A 14297-nucleotide genomic window follows, 5' to 3' on the forward strand; every position below is an offset into this window, starting at 1 on the left:
GCGGCGTCAGTTGTCCTGCGCCGCGAATGCCTGCGCACGCGCCGGCCAGTCGTCGGGCACGACGAAGCCGCGCGCCGTCTCGCGCCACGTGCCATCGCCGCCCTGTTCATAAATGCCGATCAGGTCGGGAGCCTGACGCGTCGCCAGCACGGGCGGCAGTTCGAGTGCGGCCGCGAGAGGTTCGGGTTCGAAACCGGCGCCGGCTGCAACACGCCGCGGTGCAAGCCAAGCAAGCCGCGGCAACACGCTCCAGGCAACGCCGGCACGCTGCGCGGCCGCCCACGCCGGCCACTGCGCATGCGTCAGCCAGAAACCGCGCGGGTGATCCGGCGAGATTTCGGCGGACACCGGCGGCAACGGCGCGCCGTGCGGATAGAACAGCCAGCCCCTGATGAACATCTGCGCGTCGGACGGCGCGCCATAGCCGAGCAGCGCAAACCCGGCGCGATCGCCGAGCCGCAACTGGTGGTCGAGCAGCCGGCTGCGCTTGCGGTCGAACCGGTCGACGAGATTGGGGCCGACGAAGTCGGCGAGCGACGCGCCGTCGCGCACCGGCGCGCACAGATAGCACTTCACCGCAAGTTCCCAGTGCAGGCGCTGCCCGCCCGGCGCATCGACGAGAAAATCGACTTCGCCGAGCGTCAGGCCGTTGCTGCGTAGCGGAAGATTGGCCGCGACGAGCCGCAGCGACGGTCCGTACGTGAGGAAATACTCGAGCAGGCATTCGGCGTAGCGGCCGAGCCGGGTGGGCCGCAACCCGGCGAGCGCGAGGTGCAGCGGCTCAGGCGCCGCATCGAGCGCGGCGAGCCATGCCTCGACGGCCGATTGTCCTGCCGCATCCGGCCACGGATGCGCGAGCGGCGCGCCGGGTGCCGCGGTCAGCAGGCTCGGGCTCGCGAGCAACCAGCCCAGATCGCGAACCGCGGCGTCGCGCAGCGTATCGACGAATGCGAACGCCGCGCCGGTCGTCATTGCCCGGCCGGCCCGTTCGCGTCGCCACCCTCTGCGCGCCGGAATGTGTAGCGCGCGAGGCACAGGTCGGCCCACGCCTTCGACTTGTCCTGAAGGCTGCGCAACAGGTACGCCGGGTGGTAGGTGACGATCACCGGCACGCCTTCGTACTCATGCACGCGGCCGCGCAGCGACGCGATGCTGGCGTCCGTCTTCAGCAACGTCTGCGCGGCGAAGCGCCCGAGCGCGACGATCAGCTTCGGTTTCACGAGCGCGACCTGGCGCTGCAGATAAGGCTCGCAGCTTGCGACCTCGTCCGGTTCCGGGTTGCGGTTGCCAGGCGGCCGGCACTTGATCACGTTCGCGATATACACGTTGTCGCCGCGCTTGAGCGCCAGCGACTGCAGCATGTTGTCGAGCAGCTTGCCGGCCTGGCCGACGAACGGCTCGCCCTGCTTGTCCTCGTTCTCGCCCGGCGCTTCGCCGATCAGCATCCAGTCCGCCTCGCGGTCACCGACGCCGAACACGGTGTTGGTCCGCTTTTCGCACAGCCGACAGCGTGTGCAGTCGCGCACGCGCGCGGCCAGCGCATCCCAGTCGAGCATCGCAACCGGCGTTTCGGCGGGACGCGATTCGGCCGGCAGGGGCTCGCCCGGCGGCGCCGCGTCGAACCACGCGAAATCGTCGGGCGCGCCGTCCAGCGACGGTATCGCATCGGCAGAGGCCGCCGGCGCAGGTGCGCGATCGCCATCGACGACACGACGCGCCGGTATGCCCGAAGCCGGTATGCCCGAAGCCGGTACGCCCGAAGCCGGTACGCCCGACTCGCGAGCCGGCGAGGCCTCGGCGGCTCGCACGGCCGCCGGCGGCGCATCGTCTTGCACCGATGCACGCACCGCGCGCGCCGGCCGATCGGCCGTCACTGCGGAAACGTCGTCCGCCGCACCGGTTTGCGCCACGGCGGGCGCGTCGGCTGCCGCGCCTTCGTCCGCGCGCTGCCCGCGCCGCACCCAGATCTGCGCGAGGCCCATTTCCTCGAGCGCCGCTTCAGCCCACGCCATGCGCGTCCCCCTCGTCCTTGTTCAGCGTCAGACGCATCACGATCGCGTCCTCCCGGCTGCGATGCTTCGCCGGATAGTAGTTCTTGCGCCGGCCAATGGTCACGAAGCCGAAACGCTCGTACAGATGGATCGCGCGCGGATTGGACGGCCGCACCTCGAGCAGCACGCCGTCGAGCCGCTCCGCGCGCGAAATGCGCACGGCCTCGCGCAGCAGCGCGAGGCCCGCGCCCGCGCGCTGCGCGGCCGGCGCGACACACAGGTTGAGCAGGTGCATCTCGTCGATCACGGGCATCAGCACGCAATAACCGATCAGCGAACCCGTCACGTGCCGCAGGCACACGCCCAGATAGCCGTTGCGCAACGAATCCTCGAAGTTGCCGCGGCTCCACGGGAATTCGTACGCGACCTGCTCGATCGCGACGACCTCGTCGAGATCCGCGTCCGTCATCGGCGCCAGATAGCGGTCGCTCAGCAGTACACCCGTCATCCCTTCGCTCCGCCCGTCTGCGCGGCCCGTGCTGCGACCCGCTCGGCAGTCGTCTGCGCGACCTTGTCGCGCACGTATTCGGGCGCCGCCTGATCGGCCGGCACCGTGCGCCCGGCGCGGAACGCGCGCAGCGCGGCATGCGCGACCGCCAGCGCATGCGGCAATGCTTCGCCGTCGATCACGGCCGCGCGCGCCGCGGCCGGCAGCTGCGCGCCGAACGCGGCAGCCGCATTGCCCGCGAGCGTGAACGGCGCGTCGGGCACGCCGACGGCGCCCGGCGCATCGAGCGATGCCGGATGCACCGTGCGCCAGTCGCCGGTGCTGTCGTCCCACGCGAAGTCCGCCCAGTAGGCTTCGTCCATCCGCGCGTCCAGCACGGCAAGCACGCGGGTCGTGCCGGGCGCGCGCAGCCGCGCGTGCTCCGCGCACGCGAGCAGCGTGCCGATCGGCACGACCGGCAGCCCGCGCCCGAACGCGAGGCCCTGCGTAATGCCGGTCGCGGTACGCAGGCCGGTGAACGAGCCGGGGCCCGCGCCGAACGCGATCGCGTCGCAGTCGGCGAGCGTCAACCCGGATTCGGCGAAAAGCTCCTGGATCGCCGGCAGCACGCGCGTGCTCGACACGGCGCCCGTCTGTTCGTGGCGGACCCAGGTTTGCGGGGTGGAAACGGCGTCATCGGCATGGGCCGAGCGCAGCAGCGCGACCGAGCAGTATTCGGTCGACGTATCGATGGCGAGGAGCACTGTTTGCGTCATGGCCGACATTGTAATGCGACGCCCCGCTCCCACGGGCGATCGGGCCCGATCCGCGCACGCGCGCGGCGCCGGCGGCGGTTTGGAAGGATCGCTCGACCCCGTGCGGCGGTCCGCTTGTTAAGATCGCCCGACCTGAAACCCTTACGGAGACACCCGATGAGCGAACTCACCGCCCAATTCGACCAGGCCCAGATCGACGTCAAGCAACTGACGGAACGGCCGGGCAACCTGACCCTGCTGCGTCTGTACGCGCTCTTCAAGCAGGCGACCGACGGCGATGCCCACGGCGACAAGCCGGGCTTCACCGACATCGTCGGCAAATACAAGTACGACGCATGGGATGCACTGAAGGGCACGTCGCAGGATGCCGCGAAGCAGCAGTACATCGAACTCGTCGAATCGCTGAAAAACGGCACGGCTTCCTGACCGAACCACGCCGGTCGCAATAGGCAATCAAATCAGTGGCGCAGCGCAGCAAATCTCTTTATAATGCGGCCTGCGTCACCTCCGCGCTCGGCTCGCATGCCGTTCCGGCCCGACGCCTCGTAGCGTTAAGCTCCAATCCGGTTTAGAACCTGTCCCCTCCTGCTTCGACCCTCGCGGTCGTCACTTATCAGGCTGGCGGCCCCGCTCCTGAAGCGCGCCGCACCCAAAACAGCTTCTAATGCCTCATCCGCCGACTGTTCGGCGGATTGCACCCGTTTCCCGATTTGCTCGCTGAATCCGACGACTTGGGTATGCGCGATTGGCGCCGACGTTTCACCCACTGTGTTTCAAGGATTGTTATGACTTCGAGCATCAACTCCAGCCCGCTCAACGCGATCGCCGACCAGGCGCTCGGTCTCGACGACGCCGCCGCACCGGCCGCGGTCGAACCGGCGTCGGACGAGCCGAGCTTCGCGTCGCTCGGGTTGTCGCCGGAGATCGTCTCCGCGCTGCAGGCCGCCGGCTATGTGAAGCCGACGCCGGTCCAGCAGCGCGCGATTCCGGCCGGCATCGCCGGCCGCGACCTGCTGGTGTCGAGCCCGACCGGTTCGGGCAAGACGGCCGCATTCATGCTGCCCGCGATCGAACGTTTCGCGCAGCTCCAGAAGACGCTGGCGCAGCAACCGCGCGCGCCGCGCGAACCGAACCAGGGCGACCGCCGCGTGCGCCGCCCGCAACCCGTCGCGCGCCCGGGCCTGCTCGTGCTGACGCCGACCCGCGAACTCGCGATGCAGGTCACCACGGCCGCATCGACCTACGGCAAGCACCTGAAGCGCCTGCGCACGGTCAGCATCCTCGGCGGCGTCGCCTACGGCCAGCAGCTGATGCTGCTCGCGAAGAACCCCGAAATCCTGGTCGCCACGCCGGGCCGCCTGCTCGACCACCTCGAGCGCGGCCGTATCGACCTGTCCGAGCTGAAGATGCTCGTGCTCGACGAAGCCGACCGCATGCTCGACATGGGCTTCATCGACGATATCGAAACGATCGTCGCCGCGACGCCCGCGTCGCGCCAGACGATGCTGTTCTCGGCCACGCTCGACGGCAAGATCGGTTCGCTGACGGGCCGCCTGCTGAAGGACCCGGAGCGCATCGAGATCCAGCAGCGCCTCGAGTCGCGCGCGAACATCGCGCAGACCGTGCACTACGTCGACGACCGCGATCACAAGGATCGCCTGCTCGATCACCTGCTGCGCGACGACGCGCTCGACCAGGCGATCATCTTCACGGCAACCAAGATCGACGCCGACCAGCTCGCCGGCCGTCTCGCCGACGCTGGCTTCGAATCGGCCGCACTGCACGGCGACCTGCCGCAGGGCGCGCGTAACCGCACGATCCGTGCGCTGCGCGAGCGCCGCGTGCGCGTGCTGGTCGCGACCGACGTCGCGGCACGCGGCATCGACATCCCGGGCATCACGCACGTGTTCAACTACGACCTGCCGAAGTTCGCGGAAGACTACGTGCACCGTATCGGCCGTACGGGCCGTGCGGGCCGTTCGGGTACGGCGGTGAGCCTCGTGCACCACGCCGAACAGGGCGCGCTCAAGCGCATCGAGCGCTTCGTGCGCTCGCCGCTGCCGGTCAACGTGATCGAAGGTTTCGAGCCGCGCAAGTCGGCGCCCCCGCGCGGCGGCAACGGCGGCCGCGGCCGTCCGGGCGGCGGTAACGGCGGCGGCCGGCGTTTCGGCGGCAAGCCGGGCGGCGGTCATGGCGGCAACGGCCGCAGCTACGGCGGCGGCAATGGCGGCGGCTGGAGCGGCAAGCCAGGCGGCAGCCGCGACGGCGGCCCGCGTCGCGACGGCCAGCGCAGCAGCGGCCCGCGCCGCGGCAGTTCCGCGTCGTAAGCACGCATGGGCGGCCGCTGGTCGCCCCACCAATCCAGCCGACCGGCGCACCTGCGCCGGTTTTTTTTCGTCCCGCCGCAAATTTCACGATGCGAAAAATTTTTTTGCGTCGTAAAAAATCATGCTGCGTGGCACAACCCAGACGATTGCGGGATGGAAAAAAGCATTTCTTATCCTGAAATTAAGAATCCAAGCACATGATTTAAAACAACTAAAAATTTACGCACTTTCTGAGACAGCCGCTGTTTCGCTCCCGTCGATTTGCCTAGACTCTTATACAAGACTTCACGAAACGGAACGCACCGCTTCCCGCTTCGAGAACAGCATTCCCATCGTCAGATTCGACCCATTAGGCAACACACAGCATCAAGGAGCTCATCATGTCGCGTCAGCAACAGGCACAGGAACTGCAAAAGCAATGGGAAACCGATCCGCGCTGGAAAGGCATCAAGCGCGGCTACTCGGCCGAGGACGTGGTCCGCCTGCGCGGCTCGATCCCGATCGAGCACACGCTGGCCAAGCGCGGCGCGGAAAAGCTGTGGAACCTCATCAACAACGAGCCGTTCGTCAACGCACTCGGCGCGCTGACCGGCAACCAGGCGATGCAGCAGGTGAAGGCCGGCCTGAAGGCCATCTACCTGTCCGGCTGGCAAGTGGCCGGCGACGCGAACGTCGCGGGCGAAATGTACCCGGATCAGTCGCTGTACCCGGCAAACTCGGTGCCGCTCGTCGTGAAGCGCATCAACAACACGCTGACGCGCGCCGACCAGATCCAGTGGTCGGAAGGCAAGAACCCGGGCGACGAAGGCTATGTCGACTTCTTCGCGCCGATCGTGGCCGACGCGGAAGCCGGTTTCGGCGGCGTGCTGAACGCGTTCGAACTGATGAAGGCGATGATCGAGGCCGGCGCATCGGGCGTTCACTTCGAGGACCAGCTCGCGTCGGTGAAGAAGTGCGGCCACATGGGCGGCAAGGTGCTCGTGCCGACGCGCGAAGCCGTCGCGAAGCTGTCGGCTGCGCGTCTCGCGGCCGACGTGATGGGTACGCCGACCGTGCTGGTCGCACGTACCGACGCGGAAGCGGCCGACCTGATCACGTCCGACGTCGACGACAACGACAAGCCGTTCCTGACGGGCGAGCGCACGGTGGAAGGTTTCTTCCGCACGAAGCCGGGCCTCGAGCAGGCGATCTCGCGCGGTCTCGCGTACGCACCGCATGCCGACCTGATCTGGTGCGAAACCGGCAAGCCGGATCTCGAGTACGCGAAGAAGTTCGCGGAAGCGATCCACAAGCAGTTCCCAGGCAAGCTGCTGTCGTACAACTGCTCGCCGTCGTTCAACTGGAAGAAGAACCTCGACGACGCGACGATCGCGAAGTTCCAGAAGGAACTCGGCGCGATGGGCTACAAGTTCCAGTTCATCACGCTGGCCGGCTTCCATGCGCTGAACTACTCGATGTTCAACCTCGCGCACGGCTATGCCCGCACGCAGATGAGCGCATTCGTCGAACTGCAGCAGGCCGAGTTCGCGGCCGCCGACAAGGGCTTCACGGCCGTCAAGCACCAGCGTGAAGTCGGCACCGGCTACTTCGACGCGGTGACGCAGACGGTCGAGCGCGAAGCTTCGACGACCGCGCTGCACGGCTCGACCGAAGACGAACAGTTCTTCGACGGCAAGAAGGTCGCGTAACGCGCAAGCGGCGCGGCATCGGCAACAGAACAAAATCAGGGAGGAGACGGCAGGCGCGCGATGCAGATCGCGCGACCGGCCGCGCGGCCCGCGGGCCGCCAGCAACGACGCGCGCCGGCTTTCGTCCGGCGCGCCCTTTTTCTACGGTGCCGAACCTGCTGCCGCCCGCGCGGCCACAACAGCAGGCGCCGCCCTACCGATAGACGATCACCGGAATTTTCGTATGGGTCAGCACACGCTGCGTCTCGCTGCCGATCAGCAGGCTGCCGAGCCCGCGGCGTCCGTGGGACGCCATGAAGATCACGTCGCAGCCGCCGCGTTCGGCCGCCTCGATGATGCCGAGATACGGCGACGGATGCACGCTGGTCCACGTGTCGCAGACGACGCCGGCCTCCTTCGCGGCCGATTCGACCTCGTCGAGGTGCGCGCGCGCCTCGCGCTCGCTGCGCGCCCGGAAATCGGCGGGCGGCTCGATGATCACTTCGGAAAACGGCGAGTACGGATACTGCGGCAGGCACGCGTAGGCCGTCACGCGCGCGCCGACCGCGCGAGCCAGGTCGATCGCGCCGTCGATCGCCTTTTGCGACAGTTCGGAACCGTCGGTTGGAACGAGGATGTGCCGGAACATCGCGCCCTCCTTCGTCAATCGCACTCCGCGCGCCGCGATCCCGTCCGAGCCGGCCGCCACGCGTCGGTCATGTCTCCTACGATTGTAGTGTGCGAAACCGCGCAACCGGCACCGGCAGCGGGTTCGCCCTCATATCGGAAACGCGCGGGCATACGCGGCCTACTCGCCCCAATAACCGGGCCGCTCGTACGTGTGCTTCAGGTAATCGAGAAACAGGCGCACGCGCAGCGGCAGGTGACGGCGCTGCGGAAACACCGCGTGGATGCCGATCGGCGGCGCGGCGAACGCGTCGAGCACGCTGACGAGCCGGCCGGCCGCGATGTCGTCGCCGACCTCCCACCACGAGCGCCATGCCAGGCCGTGGCCGGCGAGACACCACTCGTGCAGCACCGCGCCGTCCGAGCATTCCATCGTGCCGTTCACGCGGATCGACACGACCTTGTCGTCCTCCTGGAACGCCCAACCGCGCTGCTGGTTCGCGTTCGCCGCAAGCGCGAGGCAGTTGTGCCGCGCGAGTTCCGCGAGCGTGGCCGGCGTGCCGCGCCGCGCGAGATACGCGGGCGACGCGACGCATACGCGGCGATTCTCGCCGAGCTTCAGCGACACCAGCGACGAGTCCGGCAGCTCGCCGAGCCGCACCGCGCAATCGAACCCCTCGTTGACGAGATCGACCATCCGGTCGGACAGGTCGAGCGTGACCGACACGTCCGGATGCCCGCCGCTGAACTCGGGCACGAGCGGCGCGACGTGCCGCCGGCCGAAGCCGGCCGGCGCGGAAACGCGCAGGTGGCCGCTCGCCTTGACGCCGCCGGCGGACACGCTCGCCTCCGCGTTCTGCATGTCGTTGATGATCCGCTGGCAATCCTCGAGGAATGCCGACCCCTCGAACGTCAGCGTGAGCTTGCGCGTCGTGCGCACCAGCAGCTTGACGCCGAGCCGCTCCTCGAGCGCGTCGAGGCGGCGGCCGATGATCGCCGGCGCGACGCCTTCCGCGTGCGCGGCCGCCGACAGGCTGCCTTTCGCCGCGACCGCGGCGAACGTTTCGATCTGTTTGAACCGGTCCATGACTCGCAGGGACGGCACCGCCGCCCTTCAAATAGCTTAAGCCGCTCAAGATTATGTATATGAAAGTAAAAGATCAAGTGATGATTAGCGTCTTTTTTAGCACCTGCGATCACGAATAGAATCGACTCGACCTCTGAAACTGGAGCGCAAGGCTATGTCGGCCACAACGACACTCTCCTCTCCCGACGCAATCCTCTTCGACGCATTCGGCACGTTGTTCGACGTGCATGCGGTCGTGGCCGCGGCAGAGCAGATGTTTCCCGGTCGCGGGGAACGGTTGTCGCAGCTGTGGCGACGCAAGCAAATCGAATACTCGCAGCTGCGCACGCTCGCCGATCCGGCCGGCGCCCGCTATCGCCCGTTCCGGGACATCACGCTCGACGCGCTGCGGTTCGCCGCGCGCGCGCTCGGCCTCGCGCTGAACAGCGCGGCCGAGAAACGGCTGATGGACGAATACGCGTGCCTGTCCACCTATCCCGATACGGTGCCCGCGCTGCGCAAGCTGCGCGCGCTCGAGCCGCGCCCGCCGCTCGCGATCCTGTCGAACGGCAACCCGCAGATGCTCGACATCGCGATCAAGAGCGCCGGCATGTCCGGGCTGTTCGATCGCGTGCTGTCGGCCGACACCGTGCGCGCCTATAAGCCGAGTCCGGCCGTCTACGCGCTTGGCACCGCCGCGTACGGGCCGAACCCGCGCAGCATCGTGTTCGTGTCGTCGAACGCGTGGGACGTCGCCGGCGCCGCGTGGTTCGGCTACACGACGTTCTGGCTCAACCGCACGGGCGCGCCCGCCGAGGAACTCGGCGCACCGCCCGACGGCACGGGCGCCGGCATGGCCGACCTGCTCGCATTCCTCGCCACCCCGGCTCCGGCCGGCAGACACGCAAACCGCACGCGCCCCGGCCCGGGTGCATGACGCTCGCAGCTGCCGCCTTCCCCTTTCACCGAAACCGCAACTGACCGACCAAGGAGATGAGACTCATGAGCACCCCGATCACGCTGCCGCAAGGCATGACGATCACCGGCGAAATCAAGCCGGGTTACGAAGCGATCCTGACGCCCGACGCGCTCGCAATCGTCGCAGCGCTGCACCGCGCGTTCGAACCGCGCCGCCAGGCGCTGCTGCAGGCGCGCGCCGAGCGCACGAAACGCCTCGACGCGGGCGAGCGCCCGGACTTCCTGGCCGATACCAGGGCGATCCGCGAAGGCGACTGGAAGGTCGCGCCGCTGCCGGCCGACCTGCAATGCCGCCGCGTCGAGATCACGGGCCCCGTCGAGCGCAAGATGATCATCAACGCGCTGAACTCGGGCGCCGATTCGTACATGACGGACTTCGAGGATTCGAACGCGCCGAGCTGGACGAACCAGATCGACGGCCAGATCAACCTGAAGGACGCGATCCGCCGCACGATCTCGCTCGAGCAGAACGGCAAGTCGTACAAGCTCAACGACAAGGTCGCGACGCTGATCGTGCGTCCGCGCGGCTGGCATCTCGACGAGAAGCACGTGACGGTCGACGGCCAGCGCGTGTCCGGCGGCATCTTCGATTTCGCGCTGTTCCTGTTCCACAACGCGAAGGAGCTGATCGCGCGCGGCTCGGGCCCGTACTTCTACCTGCCGAAGATGGAAAGCCATCTCGAGGCGCGCCTGTGGAACGACATCTTCGTCGCCGCGCAGGAACAGGTCGGCATCCCGCGCGGCACGATCCGCGCGACCGTGCTGATCGAGACGATCCTCGCCGCGTTCGAGATGGACGAGATCCTGTACGAACTGCGCGAGCACAGCTCGGGCCTGAATGCCGGCCGCTGGGACTACATCTTCTCGGCGATCAAGAAGTTCAAGAACGACCGCGATTTCTGCCTCGCCGACCGTTCGAAGATCACGATGACCGTGCCGTTCATGCGCGCGTACGCGCTGCTGCTGCTGAAAACCTGCCACAAGCGCAACGCGCCGGCGATCGGCGGGATGAGCGCGCTGATCCCGATCAAGAACGATCCGGAAGCGAACGACAAGGCAATGGGCGGCGTGCGCTCGGACAAGCAGCGCGACGCGACCGACGGCTACGACGGCGGCTGGGTTGCGCACCCGGGTCTCGTGCCGATCGCGATGGAAGAGTTCGTCAAGGTGCTCGGCGACCAGCCGAACCAGATCGCGAAGCAGCGCGACGACGTGCAGGTCGAAGGCAAGAACCTGCTCGACTTCCAGCCTGAAGCGCCGATCACCGAAGCCGGCCTGCGCAACAACATCAACGTCGGCATCCACTACCTCGGTGCGTGGCTCGACGGCAACGGCTGCGTGCCGATCCACAACCTGATGGAAGACGCGGCCACCGCCGAGATTTCCCGTTCGCAGGTGTGGCAGTGGATCCGCTCGCCGAAGGGCGTGCTCGACGACGGCCGCAAGGTCACGGCCGACCTCGTGCGCGAATACACGAAGGTCGAGCTCGACAACGTGAAGCGTTCGGTCGGCGGCAACACGCAGCCGTACGAGCGCGCCGCGGCGATCTTCGAGCAGATGTCGACGTCGGAAGGCTTCACCGAATTCCTGACGCTGCCGCTGTACGAGGAAATCTGACGACGCGGTTCGCTACGATCGGCGGCCGGCCACGTGCCGTCGCCGGTCGCACGCGACGACCGCACGAAAAAAGCGCCCCGTGGGGCGCTTTCCTTTTGCGGCGAAACCGACTGCCGCGCGGACGCTCAGGCGACTTCCCGCTCGCGCCGGTGCTGGACCCAGTCTCCCGACGCGATGCGCGGACGCCCGGCTGCCGCATGCGCGGCGACCGGGTAATACAGGCATGCGTACTGCCGGCCGCCGAGTTCGACGGTCACCTCTTCCGGCTTGAACAGCGTGTCGACGCCCGGATAAACGCGCTCGATCTCGTCGAGCACGGGAACGAGTTGCTCGTCGACCTCGTAGACGTCGCCCCAGACCAGCGACTTGCCGGCCGGCTTGGCGACCATCCCCGGATACGTACCGAAATCGTACAGCTCGCCCGGCAGCGCGACCGCGCCAAGCAGCGTCGGCGCGACGATTCCGTGTCGTGCGGCCGCATGGCCGATGTCGTTGGTCTCTCCGGCTCTCAGGGTGCCGTAGACGAATACGTAGCGCATCGTGATTCTCCTCTTCGATTCGTATGTTGCCGTGTTCGCGCGCGATTCGTGCGAAATTGCGCACGCATCGATAGACCACCGGATCGGCCCGATGGTTCTGACCGGCAAACGCGCAGCCTCGGGCAGCCGCGCCGAATTCGCCCGGTCCCATACAAAGTTCATTTGAAAGCGGCATGATCGCCCGACAAACCGCCGCATGCGCTCGCGCGGCGCCTTCTAAAATAACGGCATCGCCGCCGCGCCGCCGGAACCGTCCATGAATCCTCCCGTTCAAGCCGACGTATCGAACCCATACGACGTCATCGACATCCCGCCCGAATTCGCGCCGACCGCCGTCCATCCAATGCGCGTGCGCGCGCGGCAGGTCGACGCCGGCCACCGCATCCCGCTGCACACGCATGCGTGGGCGCAGCTCGCGTACGCATCGCGCGGCGTGCTGCGCGTCGCGACGACCGGCACGACGTGGATGGTGCCGCCGTCTCGCGCGATCTGGGTGCCGCCGCGTGTGACGCACGAAGTCGTGATCGTCGAGGAAGCGTATTTGCGCACGCTGTATATCGACGAATCGATCGTGCCGGGCGGGCTCGACGCGTGCCGCGTCGTCGAAGTGACGGGATTGCTGCGCGAACTGATCGTCGCACTCGATGCGCGCGACCTGAGCACCGCGCGCGAACGCCTGCTGTGCGGGCTCGTGCTCGACGAGCTGAGCCATGCCGAGCCGTTGCCGCTTGCGGTGCCGATGCCCGACGAGAAACGGCTACGCATGCTATGCGAATCCGTACTCGCGCAACCGGCGCATGCGGAATCGCTCGAACACTGGGCGAGCGAGGTCGGCGCGAGCACGCGCACGATTTCGCGGCTCTTCAAGCAGGAACTGGGCGTGAGCTTTTCGCAGTGGCGCCAGCAGGCGCTGCTGGCGCGGGCGATCCCGCTGCTGAACCAGGGGCGCCCGCTGTCGCATATCGCGCGCGAACTCGGCTACCAGAGTCAGAGCGCGTTCTCGGCGATGTTCCGCCGTGCATTCGGCGAAAGCCCGCGCGCGTTCATGCTGCGCGGCTACGAGCACCGCGGCGCGGAAGGCCGCATCGCGGACGACGAATCGCCGGACGACGACGCGATCGACGCCGTCCGCTGAGCGCGGCGCTCCGGATCGTCAGACCTTCAGACCGGCCGCACCATGTGGCGGATCGAGCCGAGTTGCGCGAGCCGCGAGCCGGCTACCTGGTAGCCCATGCGCCGGTAGAGACGCGCGGCGGGATTGTCGACGAACACGCGCAACTGCAATTCGTGCAGCCCCCGCGCACGCGCCCAGCGGTGCGACATGTCGAGCATATAGGTGCCGGCGCCCTGCCCGCGATGGCCGGCCGCGATCTGGACGTCGCGGATATGCAGCGAATCGCCTTCCTCGGTCACGCGCAGCACGCCGATGCGCTCGCCGTCGGCCTCGAGGATGAAGTTCTCGGATTCGCGCCAGCTCGCATAGAACAGATCGCTGCGCCACACGAGCCCATGGCGCTTGTAGTAGCCGCCCATGTTGCCGTGCGTCAGCGCTTCGGCAAACGGGAAATCGTCGGGCTCCGCGGGCCGGAGCTGATACAGGAGTCGCAGGTCGGTCGGATCGAGCATCGCGCAGGGGTCAAGAACGCATCCCGCCACGATAGCGCAGTCGCGTGCGGATGCAATCGCGAATTTCTCGTAGCGGCGCGGCGCCGGATTCCTGGATCAGGGTGCACGACGGACGCAACCGGAAACGCAAACGAAGAAGCCCGCACAAGGCGGGCTTCTTCGTTTTTTTGGCGGAGCGGACGGGACTCGCCTACATCCCGCAGGCCGCGGCTGCGCTTGCAAGCGCAGCCCTTCGAGTCCCGCCGGAAGCCGCGCAGGCGGCTTCCTCCGCTCCGCGGTCACGCGCCCGGGAACGGGCGCAACAACCGGACGCACAAACGAAAATGCCCGCACAAGGCGGGCACTTTCGTTTGTTTGGCGGAGCGGACGGGACTCGAACCCGCGACCCCCGGCGTGACAGGCCGGTATTCTAACCGACTGAACTACCGCTCCAGTCTTGCTGCTTGCCTGGCAGGCGTCGGTTGCTTCCTGCCGGCGCATCGTTTGTTCGAACGACGCCGAAATCTGGCGTCCCCTAGGGGATTCGAACCCCTGTACTCACCGTGAAAGGGTGATGTCCTAGGCCTCTAGACGAAGGGGACAACGTACTGCTTACA

The 14297-nt window shown here is 67.5% G+C and carries 15 protein-coding genes and 2 tRNA genes; 7 read left to right on the forward strand and 10 right to left on the reverse strand.

Annotated features, from left to right (window positions below; translation table 11 throughout):
* Positions 1-6: 6 nt before the first annotated feature.
* Genes BT264_RS12920 through tsaB form a run of 4 tightly spaced genes read right to left on the reverse strand, consistent with a single transcriptional unit; the run spans position 7 to position 3263 of the window.
* Entirely contained in the window at positions 7-972 is a 966-nt protein-coding gene (locus tag BT264_RS12920; protein ID WP_072437074.1) for a DUF1853 family protein, read from the reverse strand.
* Positions 969-2012 carry a uracil-DNA glycosylase gene (locus tag BT264_RS12925; RefSeq protein ID WP_072437073.1) on the reverse strand — a complete coding sequence of 348 codons (1044 nt, stop codon included), beginning with the start codon at positions 2010-2012 and terminating at the stop codon, positions 969-971. Before BT264_RS12925 ends, BT264_RS12920 begins: the two co-directional genes overlap by 4 nt.
* On the reverse strand, positions 1999-2499 hold the full coding sequence (gene rimI, locus BT264_RS12930) for a ribosomal protein S18-alanine N-acetyltransferase (protein ID WP_034184722.1): 501 nt from the start codon (positions 2497-2499) through the stop codon (positions 1999-2001). The genes BT264_RS12925 and rimI overlap by 14 nt, the downstream gene beginning before the upstream one ends.
* Complete coding sequence (gene tsaB, locus BT264_RS12935) at positions 2496-3263, reverse strand: tRNA (adenosine(37)-N6)-threonylcarbamoyltransferase complex dimerization subunit type 1 TsaB (RefSeq protein ID WP_072437072.1); 768 nt, start codon at positions 3261-3263, stop codon at positions 2496-2498. Before tsaB ends, rimI begins: the two co-directional genes overlap by 4 nt.
* A gap of 147 nt (positions 3264-3410) precedes the next feature.
* On the opposite strand from tsaB, the gene BT264_RS12940 reads away from it, so the two are divergent.
* The 3 genes from BT264_RS12940 to aceA all read left to right on the forward strand — a co-directional run bounded on the left by BT264_RS12940 (position 3411) and on the right by aceA (position 7269).
* Complete coding sequence (locus BT264_RS12940) at positions 3411-3680, forward strand: acyl-CoA-binding protein (RefSeq protein WP_011352486.1); 270 nt, start codon at positions 3411-3413, stop codon at positions 3678-3680.
* A gap of 359 nt (positions 3681-4039) precedes the next feature.
* Positions 4040-5581: a DEAD/DEAH box helicase gene (locus BT264_RS12945; protein ID WP_072437071.1), complete on the forward strand. Its 1542-nt coding sequence runs from the start codon at positions 4040-4042 to the stop codon at positions 5579-5581.
* A gap of 380 nt (positions 5582-5961) precedes the next feature.
* Positions 5962-7269 (forward strand): isocitrate lyase, encoded by a 1308-nt coding sequence (gene aceA / locus BT264_RS12955; RefSeq protein WP_072437069.1) that lies wholly within the window; start codon positions 5962-5964, stop codon positions 7267-7269.
* Between the two features lie 193 nt (positions 7270-7462).
* Here the strand turns inward: aceA and BT264_RS12960 are convergent, their stop codons facing one another.
* Positions 7463-7897, reverse strand: a complete 435-nt coding sequence (locus BT264_RS12960; protein ID WP_072437253.1) for a universal stress protein — start codon at positions 7895-7897, stop codon at positions 7463-7465.
* A gap of 159 nt (positions 7898-8056) precedes the next feature.
* Positions 8057-8962, reverse strand: a complete 906-nt coding sequence (locus tag BT264_RS12965; RefSeq protein WP_072437068.1) for a LysR family transcriptional regulator — start codon at positions 8960-8962, stop codon at positions 8057-8059.
* A gap of 154 nt (positions 8963-9116) precedes the next feature.
* Here BT264_RS12965 and BT264_RS12970 point away from each other — a divergent pair, with 154 nt between their 5' ends.
* Complete coding sequence (locus BT264_RS12970; RefSeq protein ID WP_072437067.1) at positions 9117-9878, forward strand: haloacid dehalogenase type II; 762 nt, start codon at positions 9117-9119, stop codon at positions 9876-9878.
* Between the two features lie 65 nt (positions 9879-9943).
* The gene (aceB, locus tag BT264_RS12975; RefSeq protein WP_072437252.1) at positions 9944-11536 is read left to right on the forward strand and encodes a malate synthase A; all 1593 of its coding nucleotides are present in this window, start codon (positions 9944-9946) and stop codon (positions 11534-11536) included.
* Between the two features lie 125 nt (positions 11537-11661).
* On the opposite strand, the gene BT264_RS12980 is transcribed toward aceB, so the two are convergent.
* The gene (locus BT264_RS12980; protein ID WP_072437066.1) at positions 11662-12075 is read right to left on the reverse strand and encodes a gamma-glutamylcyclotransferase family protein; all 414 of its coding nucleotides are present in this window, start codon (positions 12073-12075) and stop codon (positions 11662-11664) included.
* A 1-nt stretch (position 12076) separates the two neighbouring features.
* Here BT264_RS12980 and BT264_RS39585 point away from each other — a divergent pair, with 1 nt between their 5' ends.
* Entirely contained in the window at positions 12077-12241 is a 165-nt protein-coding gene (locus BT264_RS39585; protein ID WP_177318345.1) for a hypothetical protein, read from the forward strand.
* A gap of 90 nt (positions 12242-12331) precedes the next feature.
* On the forward strand, positions 12332-13210 hold the full coding sequence (locus BT264_RS12985; RefSeq protein WP_072437065.1) for an AraC family transcriptional regulator: 879 nt from the start codon (positions 12332-12334) through the stop codon (positions 13208-13210).
* 26 nt (positions 13211-13236) lie between these two features.
* On the opposite strand, the gene BT264_RS12990 is transcribed toward BT264_RS12985, so the two are convergent.
* From BT264_RS12990 to BT264_RS13000, 3 genes are all read right to left on the reverse strand, one after another.
* Positions 13237-13701, reverse strand: a complete 465-nt coding sequence (locus BT264_RS12990) for a GNAT family N-acetyltransferase (RefSeq protein ID WP_072437064.1) — start codon at positions 13699-13701, stop codon at positions 13237-13239.
* A gap of 355 nt (positions 13702-14056) precedes the next feature.
* Positions 14057-14133 (reverse strand) — tRNA-Asp (locus BT264_RS12995).
* A 73-nt stretch (positions 14134-14206) separates the two neighbouring features.
* Positions 14207-14282 (reverse strand) — tRNA-Glu (locus tag BT264_RS13000).
* Positions 14283-14297 lie beyond the last annotated feature (15 nt).

The organism is Burkholderia sp. NFPP32 (assembly GCF_900119325.1).
Taxonomy (GTDB): domain Bacteria; phylum Pseudomonadota; class Gammaproteobacteria; order Burkholderiales; family Burkholderiaceae; genus Burkholderia; species Burkholderia pyrrocinia_C.